Below are 17,906 nucleotides of genomic sequence, written 5' to 3' on the forward strand. Positions count from 1 at the left end.
CTTTATGAATCCTGAGCGTTCCGAACGCATTGAAATACCAGTATTGCCTCTGCGTGATGTAGTGGTATACCCACATATGGTGATCCCACTGTTTGTTGGACGTGAAAAATCCATTCACAGTCTGGAAGCAGCGATGGATCATGACAAGCAGGTAATGCTGGTTGCGCAAAAAGAAGCCTCGACTGATGAGCCAGGGGTGAATGATTTATTTGCTGTCGGTACAGTCGCATCCGTTATTCAGATGCTAAAACTGCCTGATGGCACCGTTAAAGTCCTCGTTGAAGGTCTACGACGCGCACGTATTACCAGTTTGACAGATAATGGCGAATATTTCTTAGCGCAAGCAGAATATTTAGCTGCAGAGCAAAATAATGAATCTGAACACGCAGCGTATGATGAAGCGACAGCGGGTTCTCAATCATCAGACGCACTTGATGAAAAAGAAAACGAAGTGTTGTACCGCACTATCGTTAGTCAGTTCGAAAGTTATATAAAACTGAATAAAAAGATTCCACCTGAAGTATTAACCGCGTTACATGCGATTGAACAAGATCAGCTAGACAAACTGGCAGATACCATTGCCTCTCACATGCCACTAAAATTAGCGGATAAACAACGCGTTTTAGAAATGGCAAATATCGCAGAGCGTGTAGAGTTTTTGATGGCCATGATGGAGTCAGAAACTGAGCTGCTGCAAGTGGAAAAACGCATCCGCAATCGTGTTAAAAAACAGATGGAAAAAAGCCAGCGTGAGTATTATCTGAATGAGCAAATGAAAGCCATTCAGAAAGAGCTGGGTGAAATGGACGATGCGCCAGACGAATATGAATCGCTAAAACGTAAAATCGAAGAAGCGAAAATGCCAAAAGAGGCACAAGAGAAAGCAGAAGCAGAATTGCAGAAGCTGAAAATGATGTCGCCAATGTCAGCAGAAGCTACTGTTGTCCGTAGCTATATTGATTGGATGGTGCAGGTACCATGGCATAAACGTAGTAAAGTCAAAAAAGACTTAGTTAAAGCTCAAGAAGTGTTAGATACCGATCACTACGGTTTAGAGCGTGTGAAAGACCGTATTTTAGAGTATTTGGCAGTGCAAAGCCGCGTCAGTAAAATTAAAGGGCCAATCCTTTGTCTGGTTGGGCCTCCGGGCGTGGGTAAAACCTCTTTGGGGCAATCTATTGCTAAGGCTACTGGCCGTCAATACACTCGTATGGCATTAGGTGGGGTGCGTGATGAAGCTGAAATTCGCGGTCACCGTCGTACCTATATCGGTTCAATGCCAGGTAAGCTGATTCAAAAGATGGCAAAAGTAGGGGTCAAAAACCCACTATTTTTATTGGATGAAATTGATAAAATGTCATCTGATATGCGTGGTGACCCAGCCTCTGCATTATTAGAGGTGCTTGATCCAGAACAAAATATTGCCTTTAACGATCACTACTTGGAAGTGGATTACGATTTGTCTGATGTGATGTTTGTTGCAACATCCAACTCGATGAATATTCCAGCACCATTGTTAGATCGTATGGAAGTCATCCGTCTTTCTGGCTATACAGAAGATGAAAAACTGAATATTGCGAAAAAACATTTGCTGTCTAAGCAGATTGAACGTAACGCATTGAAAAAGAATGAGTTAACTATCGATGATAGTGCTTTAATGAGCATTATTCGTTATTACACTCGTGAAGCTGGAGTTCGTGGTTTAGAGCGTGAAATCTCTAAATTGTGTCGTAAAGCGGTTAAAGCGCTGCTCATGGACAAAAAGCTTAAGCACATTGAAATCAACGCTGATAACCTGAAAGATTATCTGGGTGTTCGCCGTTTTGATTATGGCCAAGCAGACACAGAAAACCGTGTTGGGCAAGTTACAGGCCTTGCTTGGACTGAAGTTGGTGGTGACTTACTGACTATTGAAACTGCATGTGTGCCAGGCAAAGGCAAACTAACTTATACCGGTTCTTTAGGTGAAGTCATGCAGGAGTCTATCCAAACGGCATTAACGGTTGTTAGAGCTCGAGCAGAAAAACTGGGTATAAATAGTGATTTCTATGAAAAACGTGATATTCATGTTCACGTACCAGAAGGCGCTACACCAAAAGATGGCCCGAGTGCGGGGATTGCGATGTCAACCGCTTTAGTCTCTTGCTTAACGGGTAATCCAGTTAGAGCTGACGTAGCAATGACAGGTGAAATTACTTTAAGAGGTTTAGTTTTCCCGATAGGCGGCCTGAAAGAAAAATTATTGGCTGCACACCGCGGAGGGATTAAAACCGTATTAATCCCTAAAGAAAACGAACGTGATTTAGAGGAAATTCCTCAAAATGTGATCGCGGATCTCGAAATTCATCCGGTGAAAACAATTGAAGAAGTTCTTTCTTTAGCTTTAGTTAACCCTCCTTTTGGGGCAGAAGTAGTTAAAAAGAAAGCTAAAAGAGTGAGCTGAATCAAGAAGTTTGTATAAAATTAAGACTGACAGCTAATTTAGGGCTTGTCAGTCTTTTTTTTCATCGCTAATTTAACGATGATTCTGATAATTGTTTGTATGCAATCTGTTCTCTTGCCATTGGTAATCAGGATTGATATAACGGCTGCATCATTAATTAACTATACTAATAACTGCTATAGTTAATTAAGAGATTTATAGTCCAACTAATATGGGGATGATAAGAGTGAATAAAGCTCAACTGATTGATCAAATCGCTTCTGATGCGAATATTTCTAAAGCTGCAGCAGGTCGTGTTGTTGACGCGTTCGTTGCTACTGTAACAGGTTCTCTGAGTAAAGGGGATGATGTTGCTCTAGTTGGCTTTGGGACTTTCTCTGTTCGTGAGCGTGCAGCACGTACAGGCCGTAACCCTCAAACGGGTAAAGAAATTAAAATCGCTGCGGCGAAAGTTCCTGCTTTCCGTCCAGGCAAGGGTCTTAAAGACGCTGTAAATAGCTAATTAAGTATTTAAGTTTGTCTTTCTCGTAATTTTGCGAAAACTCAAACTGACGGAATGTCTTTAATCAGCTAATATATAAGCGCACCATTGAAATGGTGCGCTTTTTTTTCTTTCTGAGTTAAGATTAGCGTATTATCAGGAAATTGAATTCAACAAAGCGGAGTTAAGCCTTTTTATGATGGAAAATTTACGCACAAAGGCGAATAGTCCTTTGCTCAAAATAATACTGGCGCTGATTATCCTTTCATTCGTGTTGGGTGGCGTTATGATGGGGGGCCTCGGTGGCAACAGTGCAAATAATGCAGCTGAAGTTAACGGGCAATCAATAAGCCGCGAACAGCTACAGCAGGCTTTTCAACAAGAACGCCAATCATTACAAGAGTACCTAGGGGATAAATTCTCAGAAGTCGCTAGTAATGAAGAAAGTATGAATTTACTGCGTCGTCAAGCTCTTGATAACTTGATTAACAATGAACTGATTAATCAGTATGCTAATGAATTACAGCTCTCAGCAAGTGACCAGCAAATTGAGCAATATATTTTCTCAATGCCTGTTTTCCAGACAGATGGCCGGTTTGATAGCGAAAAATATCGTGAGATCTTAAGTCGTAACAACATTAACGCGGATAGCCTTGCGGCTCAAATTCGCCAAGACCTTACACGAGCTCAGTTAGGAAAAACCTTTACTGGAACGGATTTCGCTTTACCATCAGAAGTTAAAGCATATGCTGAATTATTTATGCAAGAACGTGAAATTCGTACTGCAATCTTAGATTTAGCAGAGGTTCAAGCAAAACAAACAGCTTCTGAAGAAGAATTAAAAGCCTACTATGATGCCAACCAAAATAGCTTTATCTCACCTGAGAAAGTACAAGTAAGCTATGTTGAAATGGATGCAGCATCAATGCCGCCAGCGACAGTGTCAGCTGAGGAAGTAAAAGCGTATTATGATCAAAACCTGAAAAATTATACTCAGGCAGAGCAAAAACAGTACAGCATGATTCAGGTAGCTTCAGAAAAAGAAGCAAATGATATTCTGAATGAATTAAAACAAGGTGCGGACTTTGCAACACTGGCAACTGAAAAATCAACGGATAAATTCAGTGCAGGGCAAAAAGGCTTGATTGGTTGGATGGAAGCGGCATCAACGCCAAGCGAAATTGTGGACGCAAAATTAACAGAAAAAGGGCAACTTTCGGCACCTGTTAAATCACAAAATAGTTATGTTATCTTTCGCTTAGATGATATTAAACCTGAATCTATTAAACCGTTTGAGCAAGTTGAAGAAAGTATTAAAACTAGCTTACTTCAAGATAAAAACATTAAACAATTCTATGACTTACAGCAGAAGGTTAGTGAGGCTGCCACGAGTGATATGGAATCATTAGTTTCGGTTGAATCTGTATCTGGTTTGAAAGCTGTGACAACGGATTGGTTTGATAGAACAAATCCACCTGCCGCACTTAATTTCCCTAAAGTGGTCAGTGAAGTATTTAGCGACCGTTTAGTGGATAAAAATGGTTCTAAAGGGATCAACTCAGATGTTATTAACGTTGAAGGGGACCGTGCATTTGTTGTGCGTGTAACAGAGTACAAACCTGAAAGCGTTGAACCTTTTGATAAGGTTAAGTCCGAAATTGAAACTCTGGTTAAGCGCCAAAAAGCGGATGCAGAGTTGAAAGCTACGAGTGATAAACTTCTTGCTGAGTTAAATGCGGGTAAAGGAACAGAAGCTCTAAATGCGGCGGGGGTTAAATTTTCCGATACTCAAACTGTTTCTCGTTTAATGCCACAAACAGCGGTTATTAATGCAACGATGGAAATGCCGCAACCTGCTGATGGTAAACCAAGTTATGCACTTGCGCGTGATGAGTCCGATAACTATGTGCTTATTCAACTAGATAAAGTTACGCTAGGCCAACCGACGGATGATGAGTTAAAGCAACTGACTCGTGAATACCAAGGTGCTATGAGTTCTGCGGTCAATGAAGCTCTGATGCTTAATTTGCGTGAGAATGCAAAAATTGAAGTGCTGAATATTGAGTAATTGCGAGCAGCTTCGCAAGTAAAATTGTAACTTCATGAATAGAAGGCCACCTTTGGGTGGCCTTTCGTATTTTCAGTATTATTGAAAAGTGTTCCGTATTTTTCTATGGCATCGTTGTGTCTCAACATACACAGGAGAACAAATATGTTATGGAATTCAGTCAATAAATGCAGATTAGGTATTGTTCTGCTCCTTTCTTTATTATGCTCATTCTCTTCTTTTTCTTTGGCTAAGAAAATTGAGCGAGAAAAAGCCACAGAGGCTGTCATTCAAGAAAAACAAGTAAGTAATAACTCACCATCAACGAGCCATGGCCAGTCTGACAAAGTGAATATCAACTTAGCGGGTGAAGAAGAACTTGCAGAAAAACTTACTGGTATAGGTAGGCAAAAAGCGAAAGCAATCGTTGAATATAGGCAAAAATATGGTGCTTTTAATTCCATTGAAAATATTTTAGAAGTTCAGGGTATAGGTCCTGCATTTTTAGAAAAGAATAAAGATAAGTTAACTTTGTAACTAAAATCCCCCATACAGAGTATGGGGGTAATATATTAAAGGTTAATAATTAAGCAGAAAACTAAGCTTTTTATAAATAATTTGCGAGCTAAGTCTTATTATTGATAATCATTCAGCACATTTTCCGTACATTTGTTATTTTTATGTTATTAAAAAATAAACTGGTCGGAGTAGTTATGACAACACACATTAAAGTTCATGGTTATCATATAGATATTTTTCAACATGTTAATAATGCACGTTACTTAGAATTCTACGAAGCGGACCGCTGGGAATGGATGAATAAGCGTAATTTCATTAGTTGGGCGATAAAAAACAATTTAACAATGGCTGCGGTGAATATTAATGTAAATTATATCCAAGGCGTCTTGCTTGGTGATGAGCTGACAGTAGTGACTCGAATGGATAAAATCGGTACTAAAAGCGCAGTCTGTTATCAACAAATAATTCGCAATAAAGCAGGGGCTCAAGAGGTAGTTTCTGATGCTTATGTGACATTTGTATTTATCGATAACATAGAGAATAAAGCGATTGTTATTGATGAACAATTGCGTGAGAAACTAGAGTCATTCAAAGTAGGTTCTGAAGACTTTATTCAAAATTAGCCTACCTAGCTTGAATCGTTATGAATAAGCTAATGGCAGGCTATGTGTTTGACTAATTAATTATAACTTTTGCTTTAGTGAGAGCATGATAGCTTCTTTATCACTTAAATATTCATTTAAGCCCTTGCTCCTTAAATGGCAGGCAGCACATTCACCGCAACCATCACCTTGAATACCATTATAACAAGTCAGTGTTTGCTGCCTGATCGTTTCAAGGTGACCATAGCTGTCGGCAAGTGCCCAGGTTTGGGCTTTATTCAGCCACATTAACGGGGTTTCAAAGCGAATATTTTTGGCAAGACCGAGGTCTACAGCATGGTTGAGAGCTTTGACAAACTCATCTCGGCAGTCCGGGTAACCTGAAAAGTCGGTTTCACAAACCCCCGTTATCACTGCTTCTGCCTGTACTTGGTAAGCATAAATTGCAGCTAATGTGAGGAATAAAATGTTACGCCCTGGAACAAAAGTACTAGGTAACGCACTTGACTCACTTTCAGCGAAATCAGGGACTGGTATGTTGTCTCGGGTTAAGCTGCTGATTGCCAATTCATTGAGTAATGTGACATCTAACACTTTATGTGCTGCAGCACCTAAAGATACGCTTAATTTCTGTGCGACTTCGATTTCAAAACGGTGGCGCTGGCCGTAATCAAAAGTAACACAGTGAACTTCATCATAGTTTTGCAAAGCTTGAATAAGACAGGTTGTTGAGTCTTGGCCCCCGCTAAAAACCACAACTGCGCGTTTCATAGGTACTCCTTGGTGATATATCATTTTCAATATGTAATAAGAAGAGAGCGAAACATGTTAGCGATACTAGGATGCAATTAATAGTTCTATTTTTATCAAGCGAGTTTGATTGAGGTACTATTTATATGTCAATTTGGTTATTTGTGTAAAAATATTCTATAATCGTGGTGTTTGGTAACATTTTTATTGTTTTTTAATTATTCAATTTTGCATAATATGTTTATGCAGCTAATAAAATAACGACAAAAGTACTTACACCTAGATCAAGAGAGCATTCATGTTAGATAAAATAGACAAAAAACTGCTTTGTTTATTGCAAAATGACAGTAGCCTATCCTTAAATACCCTTGCTGAAGCTGTTAATTTAACATCTACTCCGTGCTGGAAAAGATTAAAAAGGCTTGAAGATGAAGGCTATATTCGAGGGCGAGTGACCTTACTCGATGGTGAGAAGCTAGGTTTAGGTTTAACGGTAATTGTGACAATTAAAACACAGCATCATAATAGTGAGTGGTATGAGCAATTTGTTTCTTTTGTTAGTCAACTTCCTGAGGTGCTGATGTTTTATCGCATGGCTGGTGAGTATGATTATCTTATGCAAGTCGAAGTGCATGATATGAAATCATATGACTTATTTTATAAAAAGCTAGTCAATGGCGTTCATGGTCTAATAGATGTAACTTCAAGCTTTGCAATGGAAAAAATCAAATATACGACAGTATTGCCTATCCCTGACTAACCTCGTAATAGCTTAGATAATTACGGTCTCTCATTCTTAGGCATCAATAAATCAATATATTCAAGGCAGTATTACGTGCGATTATTTTCACAACTAGGTTGGTATTTTTTGAGTGAATGGCGGCGCTATCTCGGCGCTGTTTGCTTTTTAATTATCATTGCTATTTTACAATTAGTTCCTCCACGCATTGTTGGTGTTGTCGTTGATGGAATAAGTAAAGGAGCAATGCCGACAAAGCAATTAATCACTTATGTTTTAATCATGCTGTTGATTGCATTGGTTGTGTATGGGTTGCGGTATATTTGGCGTTTATGGTTATTTGGTGCTTCTTATAAGTTAGCTGTACAGCTACGACAAAAGTTTTATCGGCAATTAAGTCTGCAGAATCAAGCGTTTTACCATAAGTATCGAACGGGAGACCTAATTGCACGTACAACGAATGATGTTGACCGAGTCGTGTTCGCAGCTGGTGAAGGTGTTTTAACATTAGTTGACTCATTGGTGATGGGGTGTGCGGTGCTCATCATGATGAGTGTTGAAATTAGTTGGCAGCTTACTTTACTAGCACTTATTCCAATGCCAATTATGGCATTAATCATTAAACGGTATGGAGACCAGCTTCATCAGCGTTTCAAGCATGCTCAAGGGGCATTTTCGTCTTTAAATAATCATGCGCAAGAAAGTTTAACAAGTATTCGTATGATTAAAGCTTTTGGCCTTGAAGATCATCAATCAAATCAATTTGAACAGGTTGCTACTGAGGCAGGGCGTCGCAATATGCATGTTGCTAAAGTTGATGCGCGTTTTGACCCCACCATTTTTATGGCGATTGGTATGGCAAATTTACTCGCTATTGCAGGTGGAAGCTGGATGGTATTAAACGATACATTGACGTTAGGTGAATTAACGAGCTTTGTAATGTATCTAGGGTTAATGATTTGGCCGATGTTAGCGCTTGCTTGGATGTTTAATATCGTTGAACGAGGTAGTGCGGCTTATAGCCGTATTCTAAGTTTACTCAATGAACCGTTAGTCATTCAGGATGGTTCGCATTCATTACAGCCTGAAAAGGGAAACTTGAATGTGAATATTATCAACTTTAGTTATCCAGAAACTAAGCGAATAGCATTACATGATATTAAGTTTGATTTAAAACCTGGACAATTTTTGGGGCTTTGTGGACCGACGGGGTCTGGAAAATCAACGTTGTTGACGTTATTACAGCGTCAATTTGATGTGACGAAAGGGGCGGTTTGCTATCAAGGCTTATCACTACCCGAAATCCGTTTAGATGAATGGCGTGCTCGGTTATCTATCGTAAATCAGTCCCCATTTTTATTTTCAGATACAGTTGCTGGCAATATCGCGCTTGGGCGGCCTAATGCCACTCAAGATGAAATTGAACAGGCTGCGCGTATAGCTTGTGTACATGATGATATTTTACGTTTACCTGAAGGCTATTCCACTCAGGTTGGTGAGCGCGGTGTCATGTTATCTGGCGGGCAGAAACAACGAATTTCTATTGCAAGGGCCATCTTGCAAAATGCAGAAATCTTGGTGTTAGATGATGCGCTTTCTGCTGTTGATGGGCAGACCGAGTTTACAATTTTACAAAATTTAAGCCATTGGCGGCAGGGTAGGACTATGATAATTAGCGCCCATCGTCTATCTGCATTGGTAGAGGCAGACAATATTATTGTGTTATCTCAAGGTGCTATTGTTAGTCGAGGTAAACATGAAGCGCTTATTGAGCAATCGGGTTGGTATAAAGATATGTATCAGTATCAACAGATTGAAGCTGCTCTGGATGGTGAGCTATGAGCCAAAAGAAACCGCTATGGCCAGCACTCAAGCGTTTGCTTGGTTATGGAAAAGCATACCGAGGAACCATGGGTATTGCCATTGCAATGCTATGGTTAGCCGCTATTGCAGAAGTTAGTGGGCCTCTGCTAATCAGCTATTTTATTGATAACATGATAGCGAAAAAACAAATCATCATGCCACTTGCTTTATATATGGCAGTTGGTTTTATATTGCTCCAAGTTATTGCAGCGTTATTACATTACTATCAAATTATTTTATTTAATAAAGCCTCTGTGGGGGTAGTGCAAACATTACGTACAGATGTGATGAATGCAGCCCTTCGACAGCCCCTAAGTGCATTCGATAAGCAACCTGTTGGCCAATTAATTTCACGAGTTACAAATGATACTGAAGTTATTAAAGATCTATTTGTGATGGTTGTGCCGACAGTATTTCGTAGTTTAGCCCTGATTTGTGCCATGTTAGTTGCTATGTTTTCATTGGAATGGCGTATGGCATCAATTGCAGTGATGATTTTTCCTGCAGTATTTGTGGTAATGCTTGTTTATCAGCGTTTAAGTACGCCCATTGTGCGCCGTGTGAGATCTTATCTTGCAGATATTAATAACGGTTTTAACGAAGTCATTAATGGAATGACAGTTATTCAGCAATTTATCCAACAGGCTAGGTTTGGCGAAAAAATGCAAAGTATTAGCCAAGACCATTATTTTGCAAGAATGAAAGCATTAAAACTTGATGGCTTACTATTAAGGCCATTACTAAGTTTACTTTCAGCTTCAGTATTGTGTGGCTTGCTATTGCTATTTGGGTTCGAAGGAACGACTACCATTGGTGTTGGTGTCTTATATGCATTTATTAACTATTTAGGTCGCTTGAATGAGCCGCTTATTGAGTTAACTTCTCAGCAATCAATGCTTCAACAAGCTGTTGTTTCTGGTGAGCGTGTATTTGAATTAATGGATAGTCCGCAGCAAGGTTATGGTGAAAGTATTGAGCCATTACAAGGGGGTTCAATCTCAATTAACCATTTATCTTTCGCTTACCGTGATAACAAAATGGTACTTAAAGATATTAATTTACAAGTGCCTGATAATAACTTCGTTGCATTAGTCGGTCATACAGGCAGCGGTAAAAGTACCATAGCAAATTTAATTATGGGGTATTACCCGTGGCAGGAGGGAGATATTTTATTAGATGGACGTAATTTGAGTTCACTATCCCACCAAGTATTACGTAATGGTATTGCAATGGTACAACAAGACCCTGTTGTCCTCGCTGCTTCTTTTTTTGACAACGTCGCATTAGGACGTGAGATTAGCCAAGACAAAGTTTGGGAAGTTCTTGAAACTGTTCAGCTTGCTGGGTTGGTTCGTGGTTTACCTGATGGACTAGATACCGTGCTTGGTGAACAGGGAAATACCTTGTCTGTAGGGCAAAGACAGTTATTAGCGATGGCCCGAGTTCTTGTGGTGACACCTAAAATTTTAATTTTGGATGAAGCAACCGCGAATATTGACTCAGGGACAGAGCAAGCGATACAAAAAGCGCTAAGAGTGATCCGCCAACATACTACGTTAGTTGTGATCGCCCACCGTTTATCGACAATTGTCGACGCTGACCAAGTCGTTGTGTTACATCGTGGTGCAATTGTTGAGCAAGGTAAACATTTACAGCTTTTGCAACAAAAAGGACGTTATTATCAAATGTACCAGTTGCAGCAAGTTGGAGAATCATTAAATGCCCATAGTGATGCTGAAATTGAGGCTATACCTAGTTAATTATTCTGCACTCTTATAATGCATACCTTAAAACCACTCATTCGAGTGGTTTTTTATTTTGTTCTTTCCTATTGAATTTTATGGATAAATATATTTTGGCACACGGTTTGCTATAAAGTCAGTGCTGTCCGAAGTATTAAGCAGCTTATTCATATGACTTATAGGAGTGAACATGAAATATATCATCGCGATCATTAAGCCATTTAAATTAGATGAAGTTCGAGAGGCACTATCAGATATTGGGGTTCAAGGGCTTACGATTACTGAAGTTCGAGGGTTTGGGCGGCAAAAAGGACATGCCGAATTATATAGAGGAGCTGAATATACCGTCGATTTTTTACCTAAAGTACGTATGGAAATAGCGGTTTCTGATGAGTTGGTAGAGCAGGTGATTGAAACAATTGAAAAAAAAGCTTATACGGGCCAAGTCGGGGATGGAAAAATATTTATTTTGTCATTAGAGCAAGCAGTACGTATTCGTACAGGTGAAAAACAAGACGAAGCACTGTAGGAGAGCAAATATGAGCAAAGGGTTCCAATACTTATTTTTATTGATATCAATGGGTGGTTTTCCAATAACCGTGTTTGCAGCAGAGGAAACCCTAGATAAAGCTGATAACGCATTTATGATGATAGCGACTGCTTTAGTTATTTTTATGATACTGCCAGGTATCGCATTATTTTATGGTGGGTTACTGAGAAGTAAAAATGTTCTTTCTTTAATGGCTCAAACTGCGGTTATTTTCGCTTTAGTGTCTGTTATTTGGATTGTTTATGGATACAGTTTAGCTTTTAGTGAGGGGAATGATTTTATAGGTGGTTTTAGTCAGATTATGTTGAAAAACATCACTGTAGATAGCTTATCTGGGCCGATCCCTCAATTTATTCACGTTGTATTCCAAGGTGCATTTGCATGCTTAACAGTTGCATTAGTGATAGGTGCACTAGGGGAGCGCATTAAATTTTCTGCAATTTTAATATTTACCGTTATCTGGACTACATTTGCTTATTTACCAATGGCACACATGGTATGGGGCGGCGGTATTTTATCCCAAGATGGTGCACTAGATTTTGCAGGGGGGACGGTTGTTCATATTAATGCGGCTGTTGCAGGTTTAGTTGGTGCTTACTTACTTGGACATCGTACCGGATTAGGGAAAGAAGCCATTAAACCTCATAACTTACCTATGGTATTTATGGGAACCTCTATATTATTTATTGGCTGGTTTGGTTTCAATGCAGGTTCGGCAGGAAGTGCAAATAGTATTGCAGCCTTAGCGTTTGTGAACACTATTGCAGCGGCGGCTGGCGCTATTTTATCATGGACTTTAGCAGAGTGGATTTTCAGGGAAAAACCTTCATTATTAGGTGCTTGCTCTGGGTGCTTGGCCGGATTAGTCGGTGTTACGCCAGCGGCGGGCACTGTGGGTGTCGGCGGGGCATTAATCATCGGGCTGCTTTCTGGGCTAGCGGGTTTATGGGGGGTTGTGATTTTAAAACGCCGGTTAAAAGTTGATGATGTGTGCGATGTTTTTGGGGTTCATGGTGTCTGCGGAATTTTAGGTTGTTTACTAACGGGGGTGTTCACCTCAACTGCATTAGGTGGAAGTGGCTATGCAGAAGGTATTACGATGATGAAACAAGTGGGAATTCAAGCTATTAGTATTCTAGTTTGTGTTGTTTGGACTGCAATTGTTGCTTATATTGCATTTAAAATCGCAGCGAAAACGTCTGGCTTACGCATTAATGTTGAAAAAGAAAGGGAAGGTTTAGATATTACTTCTCATGGTGAAAGTGCCTACAATTAACCTTAATGTAATGATAATGACAGGATAATACTGTGTTTTATGTAAATTGATAATGGCAGCTTATTGCTGGCTGCCATTACCTTTTTAAACTGACAATTTTATTTTTCTAAGTAAGTAATCACTTACTTGAAGTCCCTTCTATTTTTGAGGTTGCCTATGGCGGATTACGCCCTCTTGGACAGCCGTTGCAACAAGATCACCTTGTAAATTATAGATTTGTCCTTTCACAAAACCCCTCCCTCCTGATGCTGAAGGGCTTTCTACGGCATACAGTAACCAATCATCAATTTTAAATGGACGATGGAACCACATTGAATGGTCAATCGTTGCAACCTGTAAGTCGCGTTCCATAAAGCCTCTACCATGCGGTTGTAATGCGGCTGGAAGGAAATTGTAATCAGAAGCATAACCTAATAAATAGTGATGAAGTGAAGGTAGGTCAGGTAGCTGCCCTTTTGCTTTGAACCAAATATAGCGAAATGGTTCTTGAGGGGCGGAATCGAATGGGCTGTAAAACTCAACAGGGCGAAACTCAAAGGGAGTTGGCCTAAGAGCGTATTTTTTAACTGCTTCCGGTAATTTATCAGCCAAACTTTGAACAATATCATCTTGAGAAATTAATTTTGTCGGTGGTGGCACATCCGGCATTAAGTTTTGATGGCTATAACCTTCTTCTTGAGATTGAAATGATGCGGTCATAAAGAAGATAGGCTTGCCATTTTGAATGGCACTTACTCGGCGTGCACTAAAACTTCCACCGTCGCGCAAAATTTCAACGTCATAAACAATAGGACGAGAGCTGTCACCGGGGCGCAAAAAATAACTATGAAAAGAATTAATCGCTCTTTCTTCAGGTATGGTTTGTTTCGCAGCATACATGGCTTGCCCAACAACCTGCCCGCCAAAAACTTGAGGCAATCCAAGGTCTTCACTTTGTCCTCGAAAAATCCCTTCTTCAATTTTTTCGAGTTCAATTAGGCTAATTAAATTCTGTAATTCTGGGCTCATAGTCATCTTAGTTCTGTTATATGTAAATGAGATACAGGTATTTTCCCATTATTTACCCTGAATAGGTAGATTAATTGCTATCGAATAAATTGGGGTTACGTATTGTTACATTTAGAAATATAAATGTATTATTCTACCAATATTAGTTATACTTTTTATCATTCCTTGTCAGAAAATGATTTGTCTATTCCGATTATTTAAAAATGTTTTAGTAAACATTGTATTATAGGTAATAACTATGAAGTTTTTTCGCTACATTGTTAGCTTATTAGTGCTTTTAACGTTGGTTGGCTGTGAAGGGAATAGCACAAAGCCCAGTGAAAAAACACTTAATGCTAAAAATAGCAATAATAACCAGACGGTAGATTCAGGGAAAATTGAGGGCCGTGTGGTAATCTTACAGGATACTGTTTTACCCGAAGGTGCGGTTGTTACAATCACTTTGGCAGATACAACAGTTGCGGACTTACCTGCTCTAATATTATCTCAAAAATATTATAATTCGGTGAACAATCGGCCGACTATTCCTTTTGAACTAACTTACCAAAAAAGTGAAGTTAGGCAAGAAGGTACGCTAGTTGTGAATGCAACTATAAGCGCAAACGGAAAACTATTGTATATCAGTGATAGTGTTGTAGAGGTTATCAACAACGGTATTACAAAAAATGTTGAATTATTGATGGTCTCTGCGAATTAGCCAATGTACCGGCTCTTAGTTGAGTCTCTATTTTTATAGGTGTTTGTGTGATAAATCGCCACTTAGCCATGGGTTTCTTGCTATTTCAATGACTATCAAGCATAATGCCCCTGCTTTGAAAGAAGCAATCAATGGGGGCTCTGTTGGTTCTCCCGCAACGCTAACTTGTTAACTTGGTCAGGTCCGGAAGGAAGCAGCCATAGCAGGGGTCGTGTGTGCCGGGATGTCGCTGGCAGGGCTCCCACCCAATTCTAAGACCTTTCCTTGTATATCAATCTCCCTATTCCAATTTATTATAAATATAATTTTTAATTGTTTTTTCTGTTTATTCTTTTTTATTTTTATAAATGTAAATTAAACTTTAAGGTTTAAATGAATTCAAAAGTTAAAAAGAAAAGTTAAGAATACAACATTAATTGTTGAGTATTGTGATAAGAAAAAGTTGGCAGGCTAAAATTTAAAGTAAGAAAATCCTATTAGCATAATAATTATGCCAATAATAAAATGACAAATACATTGCGTTCAGCCGATAAGTGGATTTACCGGCTATAACCATTCACTATCTGTGCGTGTTAATAAGATATTATCTAACAAACTTCCAAACAGACGCTGGGATTTTATCATAAAGCTTATTCATTGTGAGTTCAGCTAAGCGGTGATCTGCTGCTGAATAGAATAGCTCTAGCTCATCATCAGATAATTCATACTTATTTTTTTCAATGACACGCTCAAGTGTTTCAATTGTGGTGCATTTTCTTAAACGCATCAGATAATCAGATTTGGTCATAATACCCTTTCTTTTATGCAAAATTACTTATTAATATACGGTTTTATAGTCTGAACTAAAGGTAAATAATACCTTTAAGTTTTGCTGGTTAGGCACTTTAGGTCATCATCCAGCACAGCGACAAGGCTGTGATTCATTGCTTCCCAGTCTATAATTTCACTAAGTGTGATAACTGGGCTGCCAAATAAATCATAGGTCTCATCGAGGTATTCTTCGATAAGTGATATAACAAGATTTTCTTTTGGGTATTTGATTTTAAACCGCCATACAAATGCAGCGATATGTTCAATGAGTTCATTCAAGGCTGCGCTTTGCGGGGAGCTTAAATCATTAATCCAGTGTGTATTTGTTTTTTGTAAGCTTAAAATAGCGTCTCTATTGAGACTATTACATAAGTATTTTAGTTCTGCTATATCATGTCTTTTGGGTGAGTATTCATCCATAATCACCTCCGCAGGCGAATCTGACTTTTGCTGTGTGTATTTTTTATCAATAATGTCATGTTAACTAATTAAAGCACCTATGTTCAATATAAAAGTTTGCATGTTAGTATATTGAAAAATATAAGATTATTGCTAGTTCGTTAAACTTTCGAAAATTATTAATATAATACATAAGCGATGTTCGAATACGGACTGGCTGCTCGGACTAAACTAGCCGCGATATAATAATAGCATTATTACCACATATGTCACCACCAATAAACGACTTTTTTCTAATTTATTAGTGAGTAGTTGAGGTTTGAGTTACGTATGTTCTGTTTAAACTCAATTTTATGAAGTATTTAAACTATAGTTTAACCATCGGTTATTCTAGTACAGCGAATATGAAACGTTTATACAAAAGATGTTATAAAAATTATTATCCTATTTAATTCATTCAAATAATTAATTTTTACTAATAAGAGAATTCAAAATAAAAAAGCTTTTATCTGAAATAGACAAAAGCTTTTTTGCTGAGATTAACTTAAAGGTAGAGGTTTAAGGTCACCCCTGGTTTCAGGTCGGCCATTTTAACACCTGAATTCCAAGTCATTAAATCATTGAGCTTTATGCCGTGACGCTTAGCAATGCTATAGTAGGAATCGCCTTTTCTTACCTTATAGGTTTTTGCCTTACGGCTACTTGCTGTAGACGCTGGGCTAGCAACTTTTAATACTTGCCCAGGTTTGATGACGCTTGCGGTTTTTAATCCATTTAGCTTTTGAATATCTTTCGCAGTAGTATTGAATTTTTTTGCAATACTTGCGACGGATTCACCTTTGCGTACTTTATATGTTGCTATTTTAGCTCGATTTTGGCGTGCGCTAGAAATTGCAGTAGGTTGCGCTGTTTTAATCTGCTGATTTTGTTGTGCAGCTAAGCGAATCGTGTTTAAAACGTCTTGGTCTGAAAGAGATGTTTTGAATTGTTCGGCTTTAGCAGTAGGTAGCATAATATAATGAGGGCCACTTGGTGATGTTATACCGCGAGTGTAACCAGAATTATATGTTTTTACCGATTCAACTGTTAACCCAGCCAACTCAGCAGCTTGAGATAACGTGATTTGTTGGCCAACATCAATTTGAGTGAGTGCTCTATTTTTATTACTTGTTGGCAAATTAACTTGATACCTTTCAGGATTTTTTAATACTTGGCTAAGCGCTAAGATTTTTGGTACATATTGTTTGGTTTCTTTCGGTAAAGAGAGTGACCAGAAATCAGTTGGTAACCCGGCAGCCTCATTTTTCTTGATAGCATTTTGTACACAGCCTTCACCACAGTTATAGGCAGCTAGAGTGAGCTCCCAGTCATGGCCGAACATAACATTTAAGTTTTCGAGAAGATCGAAGGCCGCTTTAGTTGAAGAAACGACATCTCTGCGTTCATCAACCCATTGTGTTTGTTTTAGGCCATATGAGCGAGCCGTGATAGGGACGATTTGCCATAGGCCTGCAGCTTGTGCTGGAGAAGTTGCTTTAGGATTAAACGAGCTTTCAATAATAGGAATTAAAGCTAACTCCATTGGTAAATTGCGCTCATTAATTTCGTCTACGATGAGGTACATGTATGGCTCAGCTCTTAATGCCACATCGTAGACAAAACGTTGTTTATTTAAATAACTATTTGCTAACTCCCTAATTTGAGGTTTATCAGGGACATCCATTTTTAGTTCATCACTAATATAACCCCATAGGTCATAATCAGATTTAGGTAATTGTCTACTGGCGGCTTGGTTATGTGATGCAACAGTTTCAATTGTATGATTACTAGGAGTTTTGTTCTGCTTAATTTTTTTCGGGGCAGTTTGGCATCCGGCCAACAGAACAATGGCGATAAGCGTCGCGATTATCTTCATTCTTTTCTATTGTTCTTCATTTTAATGTTTAAAAGTCGAACAATAATACTTATCCCACCCCGATA

At 38.8% G+C, this 17,906-nt stretch carries 16 protein-coding genes and 1 other RNA gene; 12 read left to right on the top strand and 5 right to left on the bottom strand.

All coding sequences use genetic code 11. From position 1 onward, the window contains the following. Positions 1-4 precede the first annotated feature (4 nt). The 5 genes from lon to PSE83_RS09790 all read left to right on the top strand — a co-directional run bounded on the left by lon (position 5) and on the right by PSE83_RS09790 (position 6,113). Entirely contained in the window at positions 5-2,443 is a 2,439-nt protein-coding gene (gene lon, locus PSE83_RS09770; RefSeq protein WP_004905440.1) for an endopeptidase La, read from the top strand. A 226-nt stretch (positions 2,444-2,669) separates the two neighbouring features. Beyond that, the gene (gene hupB, locus PSE83_RS09775) at positions 2,670-2,945 is read left to right on the top strand and encodes a nucleoid-associated protein HU-beta (RefSeq protein ID WP_004914513.1); all 276 of its coding nucleotides are present in this window, start codon (positions 2,670-2,672) and stop codon (positions 2,943-2,945) included. Between the two features lie 175 nt (positions 2,946-3,120). Further along, positions 3,121-4,992, top strand: coding sequence for a peptidylprolyl isomerase (gene ppiD / locus PSE83_RS09780; RefSeq protein ID WP_136134841.1), 1,872 nt, complete (start codon positions 3,121-3,123; stop codon positions 4,990-4,992). 144 nt (positions 4,993-5,136) lie between these two features. Continuing rightward, a complete protein-coding gene (locus tag PSE83_RS09785) occupies positions 5,137-5,508 on the top strand; it encodes a ComEA family DNA-binding protein (RefSeq protein ID WP_036958552.1) in 372 nt (123 codons plus the stop codon). A 176-nt stretch (positions 5,509-5,684) separates the two neighbouring features. Next, a complete protein-coding gene (locus PSE83_RS09790) occupies positions 5,685-6,113 on the top strand; it encodes an acyl-CoA thioesterase (RefSeq protein WP_036958551.1) in 429 nt (142 codons plus the stop codon). A gap of 60 nt (positions 6,114-6,173) precedes the next feature. Here the strand turns inward: PSE83_RS09790 and queC are convergent, their stop codons facing one another. Beyond that, positions 6,174-6,863 (bottom strand): 7-cyano-7-deazaguanine synthase QueC, encoded by a 690-nt coding sequence (gene queC / locus PSE83_RS09795; RefSeq protein WP_036958550.1) that lies wholly within the window; start codon positions 6,861-6,863, stop codon positions 6,174-6,176. 277 nt (positions 6,864-7,140) lie between these two features. Between queC and PSE83_RS09800 the strand changes: the two genes are divergently transcribed. The 5 genes from PSE83_RS09800 to amtB all read left to right on the top strand — a co-directional run bounded on the left by PSE83_RS09800 (position 7,141) and on the right by amtB (position 13,012). Further along, positions 7,141-7,602: an Lrp/AsnC family transcriptional regulator gene (locus PSE83_RS09800; protein ID WP_004905429.1), complete on the top strand. Its 462-nt coding sequence runs from the start codon at positions 7,141-7,143 to the stop codon at positions 7,600-7,602. Positions 7,603-7,677: 75 nt separating this feature from the next. Beyond that, the gene (locus PSE83_RS09805) at positions 7,678-9,423 is read left to right on the top strand and encodes a SmdA family multidrug ABC transporter permease/ATP-binding protein (RefSeq protein WP_164564616.1); all 1,746 of its coding nucleotides are present in this window, start codon (positions 7,678-7,680) and stop codon (positions 9,421-9,423) included. Beyond that, positions 9,420-11,204 (top strand): SmdB family multidrug efflux ABC transporter permease/ATP-binding protein, encoded by a 1,785-nt coding sequence (locus PSE83_RS09810; protein WP_004905423.1) that lies wholly within the window; start codon positions 9,420-9,422, stop codon positions 11,202-11,204. Before PSE83_RS09805 ends, PSE83_RS09810 begins: the two co-directional genes overlap by 4 nt. 172 nt (positions 11,205-11,376) lie before the next feature. Beyond that, the gene (glnK, locus tag PSE83_RS09815) at positions 11,377-11,715 is read left to right on the top strand and encodes a P-II family nitrogen regulator (RefSeq protein ID WP_004905421.1); all 339 of its coding nucleotides are present in this window, start codon (positions 11,377-11,379) and stop codon (positions 11,713-11,715) included. A gap of 10 nt (positions 11,716-11,725) precedes the next feature. Then, positions 11,726-13,012: an ammonium transporter AmtB gene (amtB, locus tag PSE83_RS09820; RefSeq protein WP_096864791.1), complete on the top strand. Its 1,287-nt coding sequence runs from the start codon at positions 11,726-11,728 to the stop codon at positions 13,010-13,012. 138 nt (positions 13,013-13,150) lie between these two features. Here amtB and tesB read toward each other — a convergent pair whose 3' ends face one another. Next, positions 13,151-14,020 (bottom strand): acyl-CoA thioesterase II, encoded by an 870-nt coding sequence (tesB, locus tag PSE83_RS09825; protein ID WP_036958583.1) that lies wholly within the window; start codon positions 14,018-14,020, stop codon positions 13,151-13,153. Between the two features lie 238 nt (positions 14,021-14,258). Between tesB and PSE83_RS09830 the strand changes: the two genes are divergently transcribed. Continuing rightward, complete coding sequence (locus PSE83_RS09830; protein ID WP_004905418.1) at positions 14,259-14,717, top strand: YbaY family lipoprotein; 459 nt, start codon at positions 14,259-14,261, stop codon at positions 14,715-14,717. A gap of 141 nt (positions 14,718-14,858) precedes the next feature. Continuing rightward, positions 14,859-14,955: signal recognition particle sRNA small type (gene ffs / locus PSE83_RS09835), an RNA gene on the top strand. A gap of 345 nt (positions 14,956-15,300) precedes the next feature. Here ffs and PSE83_RS09840 read toward each other — a convergent pair. The 3 genes from PSE83_RS09840 to mltD form a co-directional block, all read right to left on the bottom strand. Beyond that, positions 15,301-15,504 (bottom strand): HHA domain-containing protein, encoded by a 204-nt coding sequence (locus PSE83_RS09840; protein ID WP_004905417.1) that lies wholly within the window; start codon positions 15,502-15,504, stop codon positions 15,301-15,303. Between the two features lie 74 nt (positions 15,505-15,578). Further along, positions 15,579-15,947: an Hha toxicity modulator TomB gene (tomB, locus tag PSE83_RS09845; RefSeq protein WP_004905413.1), complete on the bottom strand. Its 369-nt coding sequence runs from the start codon at positions 15,945-15,947 to the stop codon at positions 15,579-15,581. 523 nt (positions 15,948-16,470) lie between these two features. After that, a complete protein-coding gene (gene mltD / locus PSE83_RS09850) occupies positions 16,471-17,841 on the bottom strand; it encodes a murein transglycosylase D (protein ID WP_110592389.1) in 1,371 nt (456 codons plus the stop codon). Positions 17,842-17,906 lie beyond the last annotated feature (65 nt).

The sequence above is a fragment of the Providencia sp. PROV150 genome, from assembly GCF_028481025.1.
GTDB lineage: Bacteria > Pseudomonadota > Gammaproteobacteria > Enterobacterales > Enterobacteriaceae > Providencia > Providencia hangzhouensis.